The organism is Rhizobium sp. CBN3, from assembly GCF_030518245.1.
Lineage (GTDB): Bacteria > Pseudomonadota > Alphaproteobacteria > Rhizobiales > Rhizobiaceae > Rhizobium > Rhizobium aethiopicum_A.
The window spans coordinates 267,496-285,190 of the sequence record NZ_JAULSE010000005.1 but is presented as its reverse complement, the minus strand read 5'-3'; the positions used below and the strand labels follow the sequence as shown (position 1 = coordinate 285,190).

Annotated in this window: 17 protein-coding genes; 11 read left to right on the top strand and 6 right to left on the bottom strand. The window is 61.7% G+C overall.

The genetic code is table 11. The annotated features are described in order from the left end of the window. The first annotated feature begins 73 nt into the window (after positions 1-73). The 5 genes from QWJ46_RS10840 to QWJ46_RS10820 all read left to right on the top strand — a co-directional run bounded on the left by QWJ46_RS10840 (position 74) and on the right by QWJ46_RS10820 (position 6,400). On the top strand, positions 74-1,600 hold the full coding sequence (locus QWJ46_RS10840) for a sugar ABC transporter ATP-binding protein (protein WP_302751132.1): 1,527 nt from the start codon (positions 74-76) through the stop codon (positions 1,598-1,600). A 77-nt stretch (positions 1,601-1,677) separates the two neighbouring features. After that, positions 1,678-2,682 carry an ABC transporter permease gene (locus QWJ46_RS10835; RefSeq protein WP_302751131.1) on the top strand — a complete coding sequence of 335 codons (1,005 nt, stop codon included), beginning with the start codon at positions 1,678-1,680 and terminating at the stop codon, positions 2,680-2,682. An 86-nt stretch (positions 2,683-2,768) separates the two neighbouring features. Continuing rightward, positions 2,769-3,716, top strand: a complete 948-nt coding sequence (locus QWJ46_RS10830) for a substrate-binding domain-containing protein (RefSeq protein WP_011426857.1) — start codon at positions 2,769-2,771, stop codon at positions 3,714-3,716. Between the two features lie 247 nt (positions 3,717-3,963). After that, the gene (locus tag QWJ46_RS10825; protein ID WP_088396187.1) at positions 3,964-5,016 is read left to right on the top strand and encodes a sugar phosphate isomerase/epimerase; all 1,053 of its coding nucleotides are present in this window, start codon (positions 3,964-3,966) and stop codon (positions 5,014-5,016) included. A gap of 196 nt (positions 5,017-5,212) precedes the next feature. Continuing rightward, a complete protein-coding gene (locus QWJ46_RS10820) occupies positions 5,213-6,400 on the top strand; it encodes a Gfo/Idh/MocA family protein (protein WP_302751130.1) in 1,188 nt (395 codons plus the stop codon). An 81-nt stretch (positions 6,401-6,481) separates the two neighbouring features. On the opposite strand, the gene QWJ46_RS10815 is transcribed toward QWJ46_RS10820, so the two are convergent. After that, on the bottom strand, positions 6,482-6,883 hold the full coding sequence (locus QWJ46_RS10815) for a DoxX family protein (RefSeq protein WP_302751129.1): 402 nt from the start codon (positions 6,881-6,883) through the stop codon (positions 6,482-6,484). A gap of 263 nt (positions 6,884-7,146) precedes the next feature. On the opposite strand from QWJ46_RS10815, the gene QWJ46_RS10810 reads away from it, so the two are divergent. Together QWJ46_RS10810 and QWJ46_RS10805 are read left to right on the top strand one after the other, a co-directional pair. Next, positions 7,147-8,541 carry a GH1 family beta-glucosidase gene (locus tag QWJ46_RS10810; RefSeq protein WP_302751128.1) on the top strand — a complete coding sequence of 465 codons (1,395 nt, stop codon included), beginning with the start codon at positions 7,147-7,149 and terminating at the stop codon, positions 8,539-8,541. Between the two features lie 81 nt (positions 8,542-8,622). Beyond that, a complete protein-coding gene (locus QWJ46_RS10805; protein WP_302751127.1) occupies positions 8,623-10,836 on the top strand; it encodes an EAL domain-containing protein in 2,214 nt (737 codons plus the stop codon). Positions 10,837-10,865: 29 nt separating this feature from the next. Here QWJ46_RS10805 and QWJ46_RS10800 read toward each other — a convergent pair whose 3' ends face one another. From QWJ46_RS10800 to QWJ46_RS10790, 3 genes are all read right to left on the bottom strand, one after another. After that, entirely contained in the window at positions 10,866-11,795 is a 930-nt protein-coding gene (locus QWJ46_RS10800) for a rhodanese-related sulfurtransferase (RefSeq protein WP_302751126.1), read from the bottom strand. Positions 11,796-11,881: 86 nt separating this feature from the next. Further along, positions 11,882-12,790 carry a CHAD domain-containing protein gene (locus tag QWJ46_RS10795; protein WP_302751125.1) on the bottom strand — a complete coding sequence of 303 codons (909 nt, stop codon included), beginning with the start codon at positions 12,788-12,790 and terminating at the stop codon, positions 11,882-11,884. Then, positions 12,768-13,256: a CYTH domain-containing protein gene (locus QWJ46_RS10790; RefSeq protein WP_184454933.1), complete on the bottom strand. Its 489-nt coding sequence runs from the start codon at positions 13,254-13,256 to the stop codon at positions 12,768-12,770. Before QWJ46_RS10790 ends, QWJ46_RS10795 begins: the two co-directional genes overlap by 23 nt. A 155-nt stretch (positions 13,257-13,411) precedes the next feature. Here QWJ46_RS10790 and QWJ46_RS10785 point away from each other — a divergent pair, with 155 nt between their 5' ends. The 4 genes from QWJ46_RS10785 to QWJ46_RS10770 all read left to right on the top strand — a co-directional run bounded on the left by QWJ46_RS10785 (position 13,412) and on the right by QWJ46_RS10770 (position 15,900). Continuing rightward, a complete protein-coding gene (locus QWJ46_RS10785) occupies positions 13,412-14,050 on the top strand; it encodes a 2-dehydro-3-deoxy-phosphogluconate aldolase (RefSeq protein WP_302751124.1) in 639 nt (212 codons plus the stop codon). Between the two features lie 111 nt (positions 14,051-14,161). Next, positions 14,162-14,881, top strand: coding sequence for a tellurite resistance TerB family protein (locus tag QWJ46_RS10780; protein WP_302751123.1), 720 nt, complete (start codon positions 14,162-14,164; stop codon positions 14,879-14,881). A 117-nt stretch (positions 14,882-14,998) separates the two neighbouring features. Continuing rightward, the gene (locus tag QWJ46_RS10775; RefSeq protein WP_302751122.1) at positions 14,999-15,694 is read left to right on the top strand and encodes a GNAT family N-acetyltransferase; all 696 of its coding nucleotides are present in this window, start codon (positions 14,999-15,001) and stop codon (positions 15,692-15,694) included. Continuing rightward, positions 15,691-15,900, top strand: a complete 210-nt coding sequence (locus QWJ46_RS10770) for a hypothetical protein (RefSeq protein WP_184454936.1) — start codon at positions 15,691-15,693, stop codon at positions 15,898-15,900. The genes QWJ46_RS10775 and QWJ46_RS10770 overlap by 4 nt, the downstream gene beginning before the upstream one ends. A gap of 35 nt (positions 15,901-15,935) precedes the next feature. Here the strand turns inward: QWJ46_RS10770 and QWJ46_RS10765 are convergent, their stop codons facing one another. Beyond that, complete coding sequence (locus tag QWJ46_RS10765; protein WP_184454937.1) at positions 15,936-17,012, bottom strand: nickel/cobalt transporter; 1,077 nt, start codon at positions 17,010-17,012, stop codon at positions 15,936-15,938. Beyond that, on the bottom strand, positions 17,006-17,647 hold the full coding sequence (locus QWJ46_RS10760; protein WP_302751121.1) for a DUF1007 family protein: 642 nt from the start codon (positions 17,645-17,647) through the stop codon (positions 17,006-17,008). Before QWJ46_RS10760 ends, QWJ46_RS10765 begins: the two co-directional genes overlap by 7 nt. Positions 17,648-17,695: the final 48 nt, after the last annotated feature.

The window sequence follows — 17,695 nt, the reverse complement described above, 5'->3', positions numbered from 1 at the left end:
TTTTCAGAAGGAAAATGTGCGCTAGTTCAAAACGGAGCGTTGCCGGAGTGCGGCGCTCTAGGGGGAGGGCATAATGACCGTGGAGATCGCCGACACCGCAACCGTGGTGCTGTCCGCCAGGCGCATATGCAAATCCTTCAGCGGCGTGCAGGTCCTCTTCAGCGTCAACTTCGATCTCCGCGCCGGCGAAATCCATGCGCTCATGGGCGAAAACGGCGCCGGCAAATCGACGCTCGTCAAGGTGCTTTCAGGTTTCGAACAGCCGAGTTCCGGCGAAATCCTGCTCGACGGCAAGCCTGTGGTGCTGCCGCCGAATGGTGCCGCGGAAGCGCTCGGCATTGTCATCATCCATCAGGAATTCAACCTCGCCGACCATCTGACCGTGACGGAGAGTCTTTTCCTCGGTCGCGAAGTCACGCATCTCGGCGTGCTCGACCGCAAATATATGCGCGCCGAGACGCGCAAGGTTCTCGACGTGCTCGGTTCGCATGTCGATGAGAATGCTTTGATCAGCACGCTTTCCATCGCCGACAAGCAAATGGTCGAGATCGCCAAGGCGATCAGCCGCGATGCGCGCGTCGTGTTCATGGATGAGCCGACCGCCGTGTTGTCGCGGGAAGAGACCAATATGCTGTTCAAGCAGGTCCGCAAGCTGCGCGACCAAGGCACGAGCTTCGTCTTCGTGTCCCACAAGCTCGACGAGGTGATGGAGCTGACCGATCGGGTGACGGTGCTCCGCGACGGCCAGTGGATCAAGACGTCGCCGACCTCCATTCTCGACGGGGAATCGATCGCACAGCTGATGGTCGGCCGCGAACTTTCCAGCCTCTATCCCGCCAAAGTCGAACCCGATGTCGACGAGGAGGTCGTCCTCAGCATCGCCTCGGTTTCAACAGGCTATGTCAGGGATGCGAGCTTCGAAGTGCGCAAGGGCGAGATCATCGGTTTTTCCGGCCTGATCGGCTCCGGCCGTACCGAGTTGATGGAGGCGATTGCCGGACTGCGGCCCCGCCTCGAGGGCGAGGTGGTCATCAAGGGGCAAGCGGTCCCCTCCGGCGATGTGCATGCGGCCAATCGCTGCGGTCTTGCCTATATGACCAAGGACCGCAAGTCGAAGGGTCTGCTGCTGCGCTCCGGCATGGCGACCAATCTGACGCTGCAATCGCTCGGAAGACATTCGCGCCACGGCTATCTCAGCCCGAACAGCGAGGCGGCCGCACTGGCGAAAGCCAAGCGCCGCTTCGACATCAGGGTTCGCGACACCAACATCGTCGCCGGCCGCATGTCGGGCGGAAACCAGCAGAAGCTGCTGCTCGCCAAGGTCATGGAGACCGATCCTGACATCATCATCATCGACGAGCCGACGCGCGGCATCGATGTCGGCACCAAGCAGCAGATCTATCATTTCATTTCGGCGCTCGCCCGGGACGGCCGGTCAATCATCGTCGTTTCGTCGGAAATGCCCGAAGTCATCGGGCTCTGCACGAGAGTGGCCGTGATGCGCGAAGGACGAATCGTCGGCGTGCTCGAGGGCGACGAGATTTCCGAGCAGGAGATCATGCGTTACGCCGCCGGGCTCAAAAAGAAGGTGGCTGCGTGAGGGCGGAGCGAGACTTCGCCGACGCGCACATTAGATAGGATGCCCAGGCGAACTGGGACGGGAGGTTGGTTTTGGATATGAGCGCTAACGAGGAGACCAGGGCGATCCGGCGCAGGTCCTGGCGTGACGTTGATCTGCGCGCGGTTGCACCGTTTGCCGCCTTGGCCTTGCTCCTGATTGTCGGCGCACTGGTCAACCCGAATTTCATCGGCATCACCAATCTTGCCAACGTCGCGACACGCTGCGCGTTCATCGCCATTATCGCGGTCGGCGCCACCTTCGTGATCTCGGCCGGAGATCTCGACCTTTCCGTCGGCTCGATGGTCGCCTTCGTCGCCAGCCTGATGATCCTGCTCATCAATTCGGGCGTCATTGCCGATCCGGTGCTGATGCTGACGGCCGCCGTGATGTTTACCGTGATTGCGGGGGCTCTTTGCGGCCTCGCAAACGGCCTCATCACCACCGTCGGCAAGATCGAGCCTTTCATCGCCACACTCGGCACAATGGGCATTTATCGCGGCCTGACCACCTGGCTGTCGCAGGGCGGCGCGATCACCTTGCGCTCGAGTGAAATCCAGACGCTCTACCGTCCGGCCTATTTCGGCAATATTCTTGGTATTCCCGTGCCGATCGTGGTGATCCTCGTCGTCACCGCGATTGCAGCCTTCATCCTCTACCGCACCCGTTACGGCCGCCATGTCGTGGCTGTCGGTTCGAACAGTGACGTCGCGCGCTATTCGGGCATTGCCGTCAACCGCGTGCGCACCATTGCCTTCGTCATCCAGGGCCTCTGTGTGGCGATTGCCGTGCTGCTCTATGTGCCGCGTCTCGGATCCACCTCGGCAACGACCGGCATCCTGTGGGAGCTGCAGGCCATTACCGCCGTCGTCGTCGGCGGCACGGCTCTCAAGGGTGGCGCAGGCCGGGTCTGGGGCACCATCTGCGGCGCCTTCATTCTCGAACTCGTCGGCAACATCATGCTGCTTTCGAACTTCATCAGCGAATATCTCATCGGCGCGATCCAGGGTGCAATCATCATCATCGCCATGCTGGTGCAGCGGTCGCTGGTTCGCAAATCCTAAGGCAAAGAACTTCTCGGATTGGCCGGGCTTGACAGGGCACCCGGCTCGGATTGGACAAGTCCCTGATATTTTTGGGAGGAAATAGCATGCGCAAGCTCATGTTGGGTCTGGCGGTTGCGGGGGTGGCTTTTGCCGGTGCAGCCTATGCCCAGGACAAGAACTACACGATCGGTGTGTCCATTCCGGCCGCCGATCACGGCTGGACCTCCGGCGTCGTGTTCCATGCCGAGCGTATCGCCAAGAAGCTGATGGCGGAACATCCGGGCCTGAACGTCATCGTCAAGACCTCGCCGGATGCCGCGACGCAGGCAAACGCCGTGCAGGACCTCGATACGCAAGGCATCGATGCACTCGTCATCCTGCCGTCGGATCCGGATCCGCTCGTCAACGCCATCAAGGAGGTCAAGGACAAGGGCAAGTTCGTCGCGCTTGTCGACCGCGCGCCGTCGAATAACGACAATTCCGTGCGCGATCTTTACGTTGCCGGCAACAACCCTGCACTCGGTGAAGTCGCTGGCAAATATATTGCCGAAAAGACGCCGGAAGCCGAAGTTGTCGTTATCCGCGGTCTGCCGATCCCGATCGATCAGCAGCGCCAGGACGGCTTCGACAAGGGTATTGCCGGCTCCAAGGTCAAGGTTCTCGACCGCCAGTATGGCAACTGGAACCGCGACGACGCCTTCAAGGTGATGCAGGACTATCTGACGAAGTACCCGAAGATCGACGTCGTCTGGTGCCAGGACGATGATATGGCCGTCGGCGTTCTTCAGGCGATCGAGCAGGCCAAGCGCACCGACATTCAGTATGTCGTCGCCGGCGCCGGCTCCAAGGACATGGTCAAGAAGGTCATGGATGGCGACAAGCTGATCCCGGTCGACGTTCTCTATCCGCCGGCGATGGTCGGTACGGCAATGGAGTTGACGGCGGCGGCGCTCTACGACCAGGTTCCCGTTCACGGCAACTACATCCTCGACGCGACGCTCGTCACCAAGGAGAATGCCAAGAACTTCTACTTCCCGGATTCTCCGTTCTGATCACCCGGTCAAGAGGGTGCGCCCATTCGCAAGGATGGGCGCATTTTTATGCCTCACGTGGCGGACGGCGAAATGCTGCACGTACCTCTTGCCCGCCACGGCCCATCATGATTAGGTCGCAGCCATACCGCATCTGGCCTCGCGCCAAATCCGGCGGCAAGTGCGAGGAGGCACCTTGCCCCCGCCGAAATGCGTGCTACAAGTTCTTCAGAAACGTTTACGGTCGATATTCAGGGAGGAATCTGACATGAAGACGATCAAGGGCCCGGGCCTTTTCCTTGGCCAGTTCGCGGGCGATACCGCGCCTTTCAATTCCTGGGACGCGATCACCAAATGGGCGGCCGACATCGGTTACAAGGGCGTTCAGGTTCCGACCTGGGCGAGCCAGCTGATCGATCTGAAGAAGGCCGCGACCTCCAAGGATTATTGCGACGAGTTCGCCGGCAAGGCTCGTGAAAACGGCATCGAAATCACCGAGCTTTCGACCCATCTGCAAGGTCAGCTGGTTGCCGTTCACCCCGCCTATGACGAAGCATTCGACGGCTTTGCGGCGCCCGAGGTGCGCGGCAATCCGAAAGCCCGTCAGGAATGGGCGGTCGAGCAGGTCAAGATGGCGCTGACCGCATCGAAAAATCTCGGCCTCAAGGCGCATGCGACCTTCTCCGGCGCGCTTGCCTGGCCTTTCATCTATCCCTGGCCGCAGCGTCCCGCCGGTCTGGTGGAGACCGCCTTCGACGAGCTTGCCCGCCGCTGGACGCCGATCCTCAACCATGCCGATGAGAACGGCATCGATGTCTGCTACGAGATCCATCCGGGCGAGGACCTGCATGACGGCATCACCTTCGAGATGTTCCTGGAGCGGGTGAAGAACCATCCGCGCGCCAACATGCTCTACGATCCCTCGCATTACATCCTGCAATGCCTCGACTATCTCGAGAACATCGACATCTACAAGGACCGCATCAAGATGTTCCACGTCAAGGATGCTGAGTTCAATCCGACCGGGCGCCAGGGCGTCTACGGTGGCTATCAGGGCTGGGTGGAACGCGCCGGTCGCTTCCGATCGCTCGGTGACGGTCAGGTCGATTTCGGTGCGGTCTTCTCGAAGATGACGGCCAATAATTTCGATGGCTGGGCCGTGGTCGAATGGGAATGCGCGCTGAAGCATCCTGAGGACGGCGCCCGCGAGGGGGCGGAATTCGTTGCCGCGCATATCATCCGCGTCACGGAAAAGGCCTTCGACGATTTTGCCGGTAGCGGCACCGATCAGGCGGCCAATCGGCGGATGCTCGGACTTTAAATGAAAGGCGTGCCGTGAGGCTGCCCCTCACCCTAACCCTCTCCCCGTTTTGACGGGGAGAGGGGATTTGCCACACCGGGCGACGGAGTTGGCATCGACGTCGCCGCATATGCCTTCTCCCCGCGAGCGGGGAGAAGGTGGCGGCAGCCGGATGAGGGGCGCGCATCCGCACCAGGTTCAATTTCAGGAGGAATCAATGGCAATCGAAGCTTCATCGGAACAGACCCGCGAGCCGCGCATCCGGCTTGGCATGGTGGGCGGCGGCGCGGGCGCGTTCATCGGTGCGGTGCACCGCATTGCGGCGCGCATCGACGATCAGTACGATCTTATTGCCGGCGCGCTGTCGTCGACGCCTGAGAAGGCGGTTCAGTCCGGCCGCGATCTTGGCCTCGACCCGTCGCGGACCTATTCCAGCTACCGCGAGATGGCGATCCGTGAGGCGAAGCTGAAGAACGGCATCGAGGCAGTGGCGATCGTCACCCCGAACCACGTGCATTACGACGCGGCCAAGGAATTTCTGAAACGCGGCATCCATGTCATCTGCGACAAGCCGCTGACATCGAACCTTGCCGATGCGAAGAAGCTGAAAAAGGTGGCCGACGAGAGCGGCGCCCTGTTCGTGTTGACGCATAATTACACCGGCTATCCGATGGTTCGTCAGGCGCGCGAGATGATCGCGAACGGCGAACTTGGCGATATCAGAGTGGTCCAGGCCGAATATCCGCAGGATTGGCTGACGGAAGCGGTCGAGCAGACCGGCCAGAAACAGGCTGCCTGGCGCACCGATCCGGCGCAGTCCGGCGTCGGCGGGTCCACAGGCGATATCGGCACGCATGCGTATAATCTCGCCTCCTTCATCACCGGGCTGGAACTCGACAGCCTGGCCGCCGATCTCGACAGTTTCGTTCCCGGCCGCCGGCTGGATGATAATGCCCATGTCATGCTGCGCTTCAAGGCGAAGGGTTCGGAGAAGCCGGCCAAGGGCATGCTCTGGTGCAGCCAGGTGGCGCCCGGCCATGAAAACGGCCTGATGGTCCGCGTTTACGGCACCAAGGGCGGCCTGGAATGGACCCAGAAGGACCCGAACTACCTCTGGTACACGCCGTTCGGCGAGCCGAAGCGGCTGATCACCCGCGGCGGCGCCGGCGCCGGCGCAGCGGCCGGTCGTGTCTCGCGCGTGCCGTCGGGGCATCCGGAAGGTTACCTCGAGGCGTTCGCGACGATTTATACGGAAGCTGCGCATGCGATCAACGCCCGCAAGAAGGGCAAGGACGTGGACAAGGCAGTGGTCTACCCGACAGTCGACGACGGCGTGAAGGGCGTGGCCTTCGTCGAGGCCTGCGTTGCCTCGTCCAAGAAGAACGGCGCTTGGGTGAAACTCTAAGCTTTGGCAATCGGCGCCTCAGATGGCGCGGACCGCAAGAAATGCCGAGGCAGTCTTGCCGCCTCGGTTGTCCGCCATGTGTCAGGCCGCAGCGCGGTTGCGCTTCATGAGCGCGTCGACGCTGAGCGGCCCGGCGCCTGCCGCCACCAAATAGAGAAACACGAAGCAGAACAGGATCGCGGCGACGCCGCCGTTCTGCGCGGGATAAAAGCTCTTTCCGGCATGGCCGATGAAATAGGCGAAAGCCATCAGGCCCGAGAGCACGAAGGCTGCGATGCGCGTCTGGAATCCCACCAGGACGAGGAGGCCGAGAGTGAGTTCGATCAATCCGGCAATCCAGGAGAGCGAGCCCATCGGCGGCACGCTTGCCGCTGCCGGAAAGTGCAAAATCTTCTGCGTTCCGTAGCTGAAAAGCACGAGCGACGAGACGATGCGCAGCAGGCTCAGCAGATGCGGCTGCAGCAGATAGATCGAAGACAGCATTAGATTCCTTTCATGCTTGCGAATGTCACCGCTGTGTAGTGATCATCGCCCCTGCAGCAAATCACGACTGCTGACATTCGCGTTATGAGAGCAATCGGAGGCGAAAAATGCTGCAGGTCGAGGCGGCTGGCCTGCGCCGCCGCCGCTCCGCCGCCCATACTGTAACGTTGCAGTTTTCTCCTGCCGGGCCTGTACTTTGCTTGCCGGCTTGGCTAAATCCGAGCCCCACGATCAATTCAGATGCTGAGAGACAGGATTAACAGATGATCGATGCGAAGACGCTTGCAAGCCGCTTTCCCGGTGATTTCACCTTCGGCGTTGCCACCGCCGCCTTTCAGATCGAAGGCGCCGGCAAGGCCGATGGCCGCAAGCCGTCCATCTGGGATGCTTTCTGCAACATGCCTGGCCGCGTCTACAATCGCGACAACGGCGACGTTGCCTGCGACCACTATAACCGCCTGGAGCAGGACCTCGATCTCATCAAGGATATGGGTGTCGAAGCCTATCGTTTTTCCATTGCCTGGCCGCGCATCATTCCCGAGGGCGCGGGCCCGGTGAACGAGGCGGGCCTCGATTTCTATGATCGGCTGGTTGACGGCTGCAAGGCGCGCGGGATCAAGACCTTCGCGACGCTCTACCATTGGGACCTGCCTCTGCTGCTCGCGGGCGACGGCGGCTGGACGGCGCGCTCGACCGCTTATGCCTTTCAGCGTTACGCCAAGACGGTGATGACCCGCCTCGGCGATCGTCTCGACAGGGTGGCGACCTTCAACGAGCCCTGGTGCATCGTTTGGCTGAGCCACCTCTACGGTATCCATGCTCCGGGTGAGCGCAATATGCAGGCTGCCCTTCACGCCATGCATTACATGAACCTCGCCCATGGCCTCGGCGTCGAGGCAATCCGTTCGGAAGCTCCCAATGTGCCGGTCGGGCTCGTGCTCAACGCCGCCTCGATCATCCCGGGCTCTGACAGCCCGGCCGATCTGGCAGCCGCCGAACGGGCGCATCAGTTCCACAACGGCGCCTTCTTCGATCCCGTCTTCAAGGGCGAATATCCGAAGGAATTCGTCGAGGCGCTCGGTGACCGCATGCCCGTCATCGAAGACGGCGATCTGGAGCTGATCAGCCAGAAGCTCGACTGGTGGGGCCTGAATTACTACACGCCCGAGCGCGTCGTCGACGATGCCGAACGAAAAGGCGATTTCCCCTGGACGATGAAAGCTCCGCCGGCAAGTGACGTCAAGACCGATATCGGCTGGGAAATCTATGCGCCGGGCTTGAAGCTCCTGGTCGAGAACCTCTATCGCCGCTATGACCTGCCGGAATGCTACATCACCGAGAACGGCGCCTGCGACAATACCGGTGTCGTCGGGGGCGAGGTCGATGATACGATGCGCCTCGATTATCTCGGCGATCATCTCGACGTCGTGGCCGACCTCATCAAGGACGGCTACCCCATGCGCGGCTATTTTGCCTGGAGCCTGATGGACAACTTCGAATGGGCCGAAGGCTATCGCATGCGCTTCGGTCTCGTCCATGTCGATTATGAGACGCAGCGGCGCACGGTGAAGAAGAGCGGCAAATGGTATCGCGAACTGGCGGCTGAATTTCCGAAAGGCAATCACACGCCGGCTCAGCATAGCAAACTCAAAAAATAGACCAGCGGAAAGCTGCAACAGGCGGTTGCTTAAACGTTTCTGAACCCTTGACTGGCAAACTCCGCTGGTCAGGGAGCCGGAATGCAAATACTCGAAAAATTGCAGGGCAGGGGATCGGGCATAGGCCGTCACATCACCGTCACGGGTGTGCTGTTCTCCTTTGCTGTCATCGTCGCCGTCGCCACCATCATGGTGTTGACGGCTATCGAACGCGTGGCTGAGAACGCCAATGTGCTTGATGACGAGCGCTCGCGCGAAACGACGATCGGCGCGTTGAAGACCTTCGAGGATCAGCTCGGTGCGACTCTCGACGATTACGCCGCCTGGGACGACGCCGCCGCCAACGTCTATGCGGCCGATGGCATGGCATGGACGGTCAGCAACTACGGCGAAATGTCGGTCAACAGCTCGCTGTTCGACATGGCGATTGTGATCGATGATGCGAAGAATCCAATCATCGCCTATCGCGACGGCAAGCCGATGGAGGAGCCGCTCGCGGATTTCTTCTCGCCGTCGCTCTGGAAATTGCTCGACGCGGTGAAGGCGGCCGGCCCGGCCGATACTCCGCAGGCGGTTGGTTTCGTCACCACCAAACGCGGCATTGCCGCTGTCGGCGTGGCATTGGTGCGGAAGAAATCCGGCGCGCTTGATGCACCCGCCGGCCAGCACCGTTATCTCATTTTCGCCCGGCATCTCGATGACGACAGGGTGGCCGGGCTCGGGCAGACCTATGTGATCGGCGGACTGAGGCTGGCGCCGCCGAGTTTCGCGGCCGAATATCTCGTCTCGATCGATGATCCGACGGGGGCAACGATCGGCAAGCTCGTCTGGAATTCGCGCTCGCCCGGCAATATCGCCTACGCGCAGGTGCGGCCGATGGTCATCCAGGCACTCGGTCTCGTCGGGCTTTTCTTCGTGGTGCTGCTGGCCATCGGCTGGTTGGCCGGCCGCCGCCTGAAGGCGGAGGAAAACAGCGCGCGCGAAGAGGCGCTGCGCGACAGGCTGAGCGGCCTTTCCAATCGCGACGGCCTCGGGCTCGCCGTCGATCGTTTTGTCCTCGAAGCGCGCCAGAGCAAACGCAACGTGCTGCTCCTCTATCTCGACCTCGACGGTTTCAAGGAAGTCAATGACAGCTATGGACACGGCACCGGCGACCAGTTGATCCGCGCGGTCGCGGCCGGCCTTAAAGTATTGATCCCGCAAGGCGCGGTTCTCGCCCGCATCGGCGGGGATGAATTTGCGATCGCCTTTCTCTCCGACGGCGAGAACGCCGCCGCCCTGCAGCTTTCCGAGCAGATCCTCGATTTTCTCGTCGAGCCGCTGGAGATCGGTCGCCGTGTCGTCGTCGTAGGCGCCAGCATCGGCATCGCCATGTCGCCTGCAGGTGCAATCGATCGCGAGGAACTGGTGCGCCGTTCCGACCTTGCCATGTATAAGGCGAAGGAGGCGGGCCGTGCGCGCATGACGCTCTACGATCCGTCGATGGACGCGGACCGGCAGCAGCGCAATGCGCTGGAGCTCGATCTCAGAATCGCCATCGAAAGCGGCGACCTGACGCTTGCCTATCAGCCGCTGGTCGATGCGGGCACGCATGCGCTGACCGGCGTCGAGGCGCTGGTGCGCTGGAACCGTCCGGGCCACGGCCCGGTTTCGCCCGAGGTGTTCATTCCGATCGCCGAGACCAGCGGCCTCATCGAATCACTCGGCCTGTTCGTGCTGCGCAAGGCGTGCGAGACAGCCAAGCAGTGGCCGGAACTGAACGTCTCAGTCAATGTCTCGCCCGGCCAGTTCCGCAATCCCGCCTTCACCGACTATGTGCGCTACGTGTTGAAGCAGACGGAGATCGAGGCCAGCCGCGTCACCCTCGAGATCACCGAAGGTTATATGATCCAGAATCCGCAGCGTACCCGCCAGTCGATCGAACGGCTGAAAGGGTTGGGGGTCAAGGTGGCGCTCGACGACTTCGGTTCCGGCTTCTCCTCGATCGGTTATCTCAGGCAGTTCGGCTTCGACCGCATCAAGATCGACCGCTCGCTGGTCATGGGCGTCAACGAGGACAAGCGCCAGCGCGAAATGCTGCAGGCGACGGTGGCGCTCGCCCGCTCGCTCGATATCCCGGTGACGGCGGAAGGCATAGAGACCGAGGGGCAGGCGGTCGCCATGCGCCTGTTCGGCTGCGACTGTCTGCAGGGCTATTTGTTCGGAAAGCCTCTGGCGGCCGAGCGAATTACCGAAATGCTCAACGAGCTTCGTACTGCGGAGCAGCCAACCCGGCGCCGCCTCGGCGCGGCCTGACGGCGAGATTCCCCGGGGGCGCGAGCTCATCAGCTGCCGATATGCCGTTGGCCGCGTTTTTTCGCCAGCGCGATCTGATGCTGCCGCTGACGGTAGCGCAGCCGGTCTTCCTCTGTCCGCGTGTGATAACAGTGGCTGCAGGAAACGCCTTCCTCATAAAGCGGCGAGGCAATTTCCTCTGATGTGATCGGGTTGCGGCAGGCGTGGCACAGCCGGTGCTCACCTTCCTTCAGGCCGTGTTCGACGGATACACGCTCATCGAACACGAAGCAGGCGCCCTCCCAAAGGCTTTCTTCCTGCGGCACTTCCTCCAGATATTTCAGAATGCCGCCCTTCAGATGATAGACCTCGTCGAAACCCTCGGCCTTCATGAAGGCAGTGGCCTTCTCGCAGCGTATGCCGCCGGTGCAATACATGGCGACTTTCGGCTTGTTGTGCAGCCCCGTATTCCGGCGCACCCAATCCGGAAATTCGCGGAATGTCTTGGTCTTGGGGTCGAGCGCGCCGCGGAAGATACCGATTGCCGTCTCATAGTCGTTGCGGGTGTCGATGACGATCGTATCGGGATCGGAGATCAGCGCATTCCAGTCCTTGGGCGCGACATAGGTGCCGACCACCTTGTTGGGATCGATGTCCTCGACGCCCATAGTGACGATTTCCTTCTTCAGCTTCACCTTCATGCGCAGGAAGGGCATTTTCGAGGCGCGGCTTTCCTTGTGCTCCAGGCGCGCAAATTCCGGCTGGGCACTGAGGAAGGCGAGCACGGCATGAATGCCGGCATCCGGTCCCGCGATCGTACCGTTGATGCCCTCATGCGCCAGAAGCAGCGTTCCCTTGACGCCGTTTTCCTCGCACAGCGCCTGCAGCGGGGCCTGCAGGCTGGCAAAGCGCGGCACGGATACGAAATGGTAGAGCGCCGCTACGAGGAACGGGCCGGTGTGTGTCAGGCTGTCGGTCATGGGCGGGAAATACAGAAAATCGATCGGTCGCGCAATTGCCTTCCGCGCAGGCGGCCGACCGTCTTCAGGATCGCGCCTGCCATCGCTCAGTTCGCAGCCGTCAGCCAGAGAAGCTCGATACGCTCCGATTCCTCGTCGGGATCATCGGTGAAGACGGTTTCGGCTTTGAGGAGGGCTTGCCGCCGGTCTTCCTGCTGGCGGAAGATGATCGCGTCAAGAAGATGCGCCAGATCGTCGTTGCGGGTGAAGAGCTGCGGCTCGGCTTCGACCAGCTCACAGAGGACGGCAAGGTCATGGATGTGGCCGAGATCCTCGACGAGCTCCTTGGCCGCATCGCGCTTGGCCCTCATCGCGCCCGGCCAGATGTCGCGCAAAAGAGCGTGGTAGAGCCGATAATCGTAGGTGCGTTTGCGCAGGTCATGGAAATCCCCGGCCGATGCATCGCCGTGGCACCTGGCAAGCGCAGCCTTGGCCTTGCGCGCGGTGCGACGCCAGCTCTTCGCCAGCATGCGGGCGTTCTTGCGGTGGCTGCCATCGAAGGAAATGCCATCCAAAGCCGCGATTGCCTCCTTCAGCACGCCTGGGGTTTCCATCAGCCGCTGCTGCAGGCCGCTCTCGGCCTCCGCCATCCAGTCGCGGCGCCCCTCGAGAATGGTGACGATCCGGCCGAGCGCCTCGCTTTCCTCTTTCCCGCGGGCTGAATGCTGCAGATATTGCGCGGTGCCGATGAGCGCGGCAGCGTCGCGCATGGCCGAAAGCGAGCGCGCGGTATCGCGCAGCCTTGCATTTTCCTGCTCCTGGAAATCCGGCACCTCGCGCGCGACGAGCCGGTAGAGCGAGCGCAATCGCTTCAGGTTTTTTCGGAAGGAATGGATCGCCTCGTGCGTACCGTCCGGCCGCTCTTCGAGAAAGGTAATGGCGCCTTCCAGCTGCTCGGTCGCGGTGCTCCGGAATGCCTCGGTGAAATCGGCGTCAGGCCGAATGCGATAGGCCATGCCTGTCGTGCCCGTATTCTGTGGCAAGGGCCTGGTTGGAGTAGCGGAAATCGCCGGTCACTTCGCGGCCAAGCCAGGTGGGCAGGACGGGTTTGTCGGTTTCCGCCGTCATCTCCACTTCGGCAATCACCAGCCCGCGATGCTCGCCGGCAAAGACGTCGACCTCCCAGACGAAGCCCTCATGGGGAACGCGGTAGCGGGTTTTCTCGATGACGATGCCGATCGCGTTCTGCAAAAGCTCTTCGGCATCGGCGACGGGAATATCGTATTCGAATTCGTCGCGGGTGATGGCGCTGCGACCGATCTTGATCGTCAGTCTCGCTTTCCTGCTGTCGAGGATGCGGACCCGGACGGAACGGTCGTCCATCGAGGCAAGGTAACCCTGCCTGAGGACAGACTTGGTCTCGACGGCGGAACGCCATCCATCGCTGCGTACGAGAAACTTCCGCTCGATCTCTTTCGCCATATCAGTGAACCTTTTGTGACGATTGCCGCACGGTAGACCAATTTCCAGGCATTTCATACCCATCTTCTCACGCAGCCGGGTTTTATCTCGACAAGGTTCGGCGAGGGCGTTATTCGGGATGCAAATTTCAATCGTTTCAAGGAGGTCGTGCGACCATGGGTGAGAAAACAGAGAAGCTCCTTTCCATCCTGAAACTCCAGCCGGTCGTTCCGGTCCTGATCGTTGACGATGCCAGGTCGGCGGTGCCGCTGGCCCGCGCCCTCGTCGCAGGCGGCCTGAAAGCAATCGAGATCACCATGCGCACGCCGGCGGCACTCGAGGCCGTGCGCGTCGTCGCCGCCGAGGTCGAGGGCGCCGAAGTCGGCGCCGGCACCATCCTGAATGCCGCCCATTGGGAAGCGGCCGTCGAGGCCGGCTCGAAGTTCATCGTCAGCCCGGGCACGACGCAGGAGCTGCTTGATGCCGCTGCCGATTCCGACGTACCGCTGCTTCCGGGAGCTGCGACCGCCAGCGAAGTCATGGCGCTGCGTGAGGAAGGCTATCAAGTGCTGAAGTTCTTTCCGGCCGAGCAGGCCGGTGGCGCCGCTTATCTCAAGGCTCTCTCTTCGCCGCTCGCCGGCACGCTGTTCTGCCCGACCGGCAGCATTTCGCTGAAGAACGCCAGGGATTATCTTTCGCTGCCGAACGTCGTCTGTGTCGGCGGTTCGTGGGTTGCGCCGAAGGAACTGGTCGCAGCCGGCGACTGGGCTGGCATTACCAAGCTTGCGGCGGAGGCCGCCGCTCTGAAGGCCTGAGGTTGCATGGGCGGGGTATGAGCGCCAGGCACAACCCCGCGCCCAATATTTGTATTTCAGCCGTCGCAAACCTATGTTCTCCTCCGGCCTCAAACAGGGAGACGACGAGGAATGTTCGACGCAAAGAAGCTTCTCGACCAGTTCTTGGGTTCGCAGGTGCCGGGTCTCGGCGGTTCAGTCCGCGACAGGGCGGGCGAGGCCATACAGACGGCAAAGAACAATCCGATGAAGACCGGCGCGATCGCAGCCGTGCTTCTCGGCACCAAGACCGGCCGCAGTATTGCCGGCAATGCGTTGGCGATCGGTAGTCTTGCCGCTATCGCCGGCCTTGGCTATCAGGCCTACAAGAACTATCAGGCGGGCCAAGCGCCCGCGGCCCCCTCGGACGCGCCGTCGGCAAACAATCCGGTGCTCCTGCCGCCGCCCGTCGAATCCGGTTTCGGGCCGGCATCGCCTGCCGGCAGCAACGAATTCGTGCTGGTGCTGATCCGGGCGATGATCGCCGCAGCCAAGGCCGACGGCCATATCGACGATGCCGAACGCGCCCTGATCATGGACAAGATCAAGGCCACTGACGTCAGCGGCGAGGCGGCCGCTTTCATCGAGGGCGAACTTGCGTCACCGACGGATATAGACGCGCTCGTGGCTGCGGCGGTCACGGAAGAACAGCGCGTCGAGCTCTACACTGCCTCGCGGCTGACCATCGATCCTGATTCGCGCGCCGAGCGCGGTTATCTCGATCTGCTCGCCGGGCGGCTCGGCCTCGCCGATCAGCTGGTCGACCATATCGAAGCGACGGTGTCATCCGCCAAGACGACCTTGTCACAGTGACATCCAGGCCCGTTGCCTTTATCGGGCGACTGGCCTATCCACTCCCGGAGCCTTCCCCGGTTAAATTGACGTTTTCGTCAATTTAACCGGGGAAGGCTCCGGAATAGGGGAGTGAAGATGCGCGATCTTGCAAATTTCAAGGGCTGCCCGGCGCCGAAGCCGGTTACGCTGAAAGGCCGTTTCGTCACCGTCGAGCCCTATCGCCGCGAGGAACATCTCGATGCGCTGTGGGACGGGCTCGGCGGGATGGGCATCAACCCGCTGCTTCTTTATTTTTCGCAGGATGATTTCTCGGGCATCGAGGACTTCGCCAACTGGCTGGAAAACGTCTACACCAAATCCGGCTGGCTCACCCATATCTTTCGTGACAACGCCACCGGCAAGGTTGTCGGCATGGCGAACTACATGCGCGCCGACCCGGCAAACGGCGTCGTCGAAATCGGCGGCGTGGCTCATGGTCGCGAGATGAGCCGTTCACCGCTGTCCACCGAAGCGCACTACCTGATGGCTAAGCATGTTTTCGAGGACCTCGGCTATCGCCGCTACGAATGGAAATGCGACAATAAGAACGAGGCGAGCAAGACGACGGCACTGCGCTACGGCTTCAGCTTCGAAGGGGTGTTCCGTCAGCACATGATCTCCAAGCATCGCAACCGCGACACCGCCTGGTTCTCGATGATCGACGCCGAATGGCCGCTGATCAACGATGCTTTCGAGGGCTGGCTTTCGCCCGAAAATTTCGACGCGGCCGGCAATCAGATCCGCCGCCTGCAGGATATTCGTGCCGATCTGGAAAAGGAAAGGCTCGCGTGAGCCCGGAAAGCCGCTCGCAGGCGATCGCCGCCGCTATCATCCTGCTCGGCGCCGGCCTCGTCCTTTATTTTATGCCGACCATCGTTCTCTGGATCGGCAATTTCTCGCCGACGCTGGGGATCCTCGTCGGCATCTGCTTGATCATGGCGTTTTTTGCCGTCTTCTGGCTGCGGGCGCGCTACCAGCGTCGCAGAGATAGACAGTAGTCTAGGGGCGTCCGGGCACGGAGCCCTGAGGGTGTCTAGCCTTGCAGCGAAGCTCCGAGCAGGACGGCGCCCATCAGGATGACGAGCAGGGCGCCGGCGATTTCAATGGCGTTGCCGACCCAGACCGAAGCCGTCGAGCCGCGTCCGGAGAGACGGACCGCCGCACCTTTGGCGGTGACGGCAAGCGTCGCGAGCACCGAAACCGTGATCGCCGTGCCGAGCGACATGGCGGCGACCGAAAGCGCGCCGCCGAGATAGAGGCCGTTCAGCAGCGAGAAAGTCATGACAAGCAAAGCCCCGGAGCAGGGTCGAAGGCCGACCGCTACGATCGCCGACCAGGCCTCTCGAGCGCTGAACCTGTCGCCGGCGAGCAGGGCCGGATCAGGAGCGTGCGTATTGCCGCAGGTCTCGCAGACCATGCCGGGAACGAAGCTGTGGCCGGCCTTCACGGCCTGCGCCTTGCCGTTGAAGGCATAGGCCTGGCGTTCGGCTGCGTTATTCTTCCAATCCAGCATCATAGACACCGGACCGGCCGACGTCGCCACCAGCCGGCGGCGCGGCAGATGGCTTGCCATCGAACGCAGTTTGCGGAACAGCAGCCAGCCGCCGAAGAGGATGACCATGACGAAGCTTATGATTTCCATGGCATGAGTGGCTGTCGTCAGCGTAATGCCGGTGCCGCGCAGCACCAGCCAGGCGCCGGCGACCAGCGCCACAGCGACGACGCCCTGGATGAAAGCCGAAATGAAGGAAATAACCACGCCGCGCTTCAGCTCGACCTCGTTGGCGATCATGTAGGAGGAGATGACCGCCTTGCCGTGGCCGGGGCCGGCGGCATGGAAGACGCCGTAGGCGAAGGAAAGGCCGACCAGCGATGTCAGCTGCCACGGATCCTCCCGCATTCCCTTCAACGCACCGGTCAGTGCCCGATAGAAGGCCTGCTGTTCGTAGTTCACGTAGAGCAAAAGCGGCGCGAGAGGCCCGCCCGTCGGTTGAAAACTCGGTTCGGCCGTGCCGATGCCGAGCGGCGATTGCGCCTGGGCGAGGCTTGCCGCCGTCAGGAGCGCGAGCAGTGCTGCGGAAAGGACGAGAGACGGGCGTTTTATCAGCATGTGACCTCCAGCCGTGTGGCGAAGAGTTTGGACATGTTGGTGCCGGTGGGGTCATTGAAGAAGGCGTCCGTCAGCGACTGCTTGTTTTGCGAGATCACCTCGTCGGCATCCGGCCTTACCACCTGGTGCTTGCAGGCCTTGAAGCCGTCGCCCACCGTTGCCAGCTCGTTGTCTGTGGGGAAATCGATCGACGTATAGAGCGTCGGATCGTAGACGCCGAAGGTAAGCCTGCCCTTGAGCGGCATCTTCTCAGCCGGCTTGACCGCAAAGAACATCAGGAGCTGGCCGTTCTTATAGTCGACATGGATGATATCCGGCTGCTGGACGGTGATGCTCTTCCCGTTGATCGTCAGGTTCATGTAATAATCGTAATCGGCAAGCGATTGCTTCACCGTTTTGCCGACCTGCGCGAGTTCGTTCGGCTCCAGCTTCAGATCGGTGTTCTTGTCGAAATCCATGACGACCGAGGAGGAAAAGACCTCGTCGAAGCGCCAGACATTGCGCAGTTCCTCGACACTGCCGTCAGCGCCGGCCACGACTTCGAGCCGCGCTTCCACGAAGATGTGCGGGTGCGCAAAGGCGGCGGCCGGCGCCAGCGAAAGAAGCGCGGCGATCAATGGTATGGATTTGTTCATGCGTCTCGCTGCCTTATTCGCTCGACCCGAGTTCTTGCCAGAAATTGG

Bases quoted from the DNA above. Each gene is read 5' to 3' on its own strand.
- QWJ46_RS10795 (WP_302751125.1), bottom strand. From the start codon at position 12,790: ATGGCCTATCGCATTCGGCCTGACGCCGATTTCACCGAGGCATTCCGG.
- QWJ46_RS10820 (WP_302751130.1), top strand. From the start codon at position 5,213: ATGGCAATCGAAGCTTCATCGGAACAGACCCGCGAGCCGCGCATCCGG.
- QWJ46_RS10810 (WP_302751128.1), top strand. From the start codon at position 7,147: ATGATCGATGCGAAGACGCTTGCAAGCCGCTTTCCCGGTGATTTCACC.
- QWJ46_RS10775 (WP_302751122.1), top strand. From the start codon at position 14,999: ATGCGCGATCTTGCAAATTTCAAGGGCTGCCCGGCGCCGAAGCCGGTT.
- QWJ46_RS10760 (WP_302751121.1), bottom strand. From the start codon at position 17,647: ATGAACAAATCCATACCATTGATCGCCGCGCTTCTTTCGCTGGCGCCG.
- QWJ46_RS10785 (WP_302751124.1), top strand. From the start codon at position 13,412: ATGGGTGAGAAAACAGAGAAGCTCCTTTCCATCCTGAAACTCCAGCCG.
- QWJ46_RS10805 (WP_302751127.1), top strand. From the start codon at position 8,623: ATGCAAATACTCGAAAAATTGCAGGGCAGGGGATCGGGCATAGGCCGT.
- QWJ46_RS10840 (WP_302751132.1), top strand. From the start codon at position 74: ATGACCGTGGAGATCGCCGACACCGCAACCGTGGTGCTGTCCGCCAGG.
- QWJ46_RS10825 (WP_088396187.1), top strand. From the start codon at position 3,964: ATGAAGACGATCAAGGGCCCGGGCCTTTTCCTTGGCCAGTTCGCGGGC.
- QWJ46_RS10780 (WP_302751123.1), top strand. From the start codon at position 14,162: ATGTTCGACGCAAAGAAGCTTCTCGACCAGTTCTTGGGTTCGCAGGTG.
- QWJ46_RS10800 (WP_302751126.1), bottom strand. From the start codon at position 11,795: ATGACCGACAGCCTGACACACACCGGCCCGTTCCTCGTAGCGGCGCTC.
- QWJ46_RS10765 (WP_184454937.1), bottom strand. From the start codon at position 17,012: ATGCTGATAAAACGCCCGTCTCTCGTCCTTTCCGCAGCACTGCTCGCG.
- QWJ46_RS10830 (WP_011426857.1), top strand. From the start codon at position 2,769: ATGCGCAAGCTCATGTTGGGTCTGGCGGTTGCGGGGGTGGCTTTTGCC.
- QWJ46_RS10835 (WP_302751131.1), top strand. From the start codon at position 1,678: ATGAGCGCTAACGAGGAGACCAGGGCGATCCGGCGCAGGTCCTGGCGT.
- QWJ46_RS10790 (WP_184454933.1), bottom strand. From the start codon at position 13,256: ATGGCGAAAGAGATCGAGCGGAAGTTTCTCGTACGCAGCGATGGATGG.
- QWJ46_RS10815 (WP_302751129.1), bottom strand. From the start codon at position 6,883: ATGCTGTCTTCGATCTATCTGCTGCAGCCGCATCTGCTGAGCCTGCTG.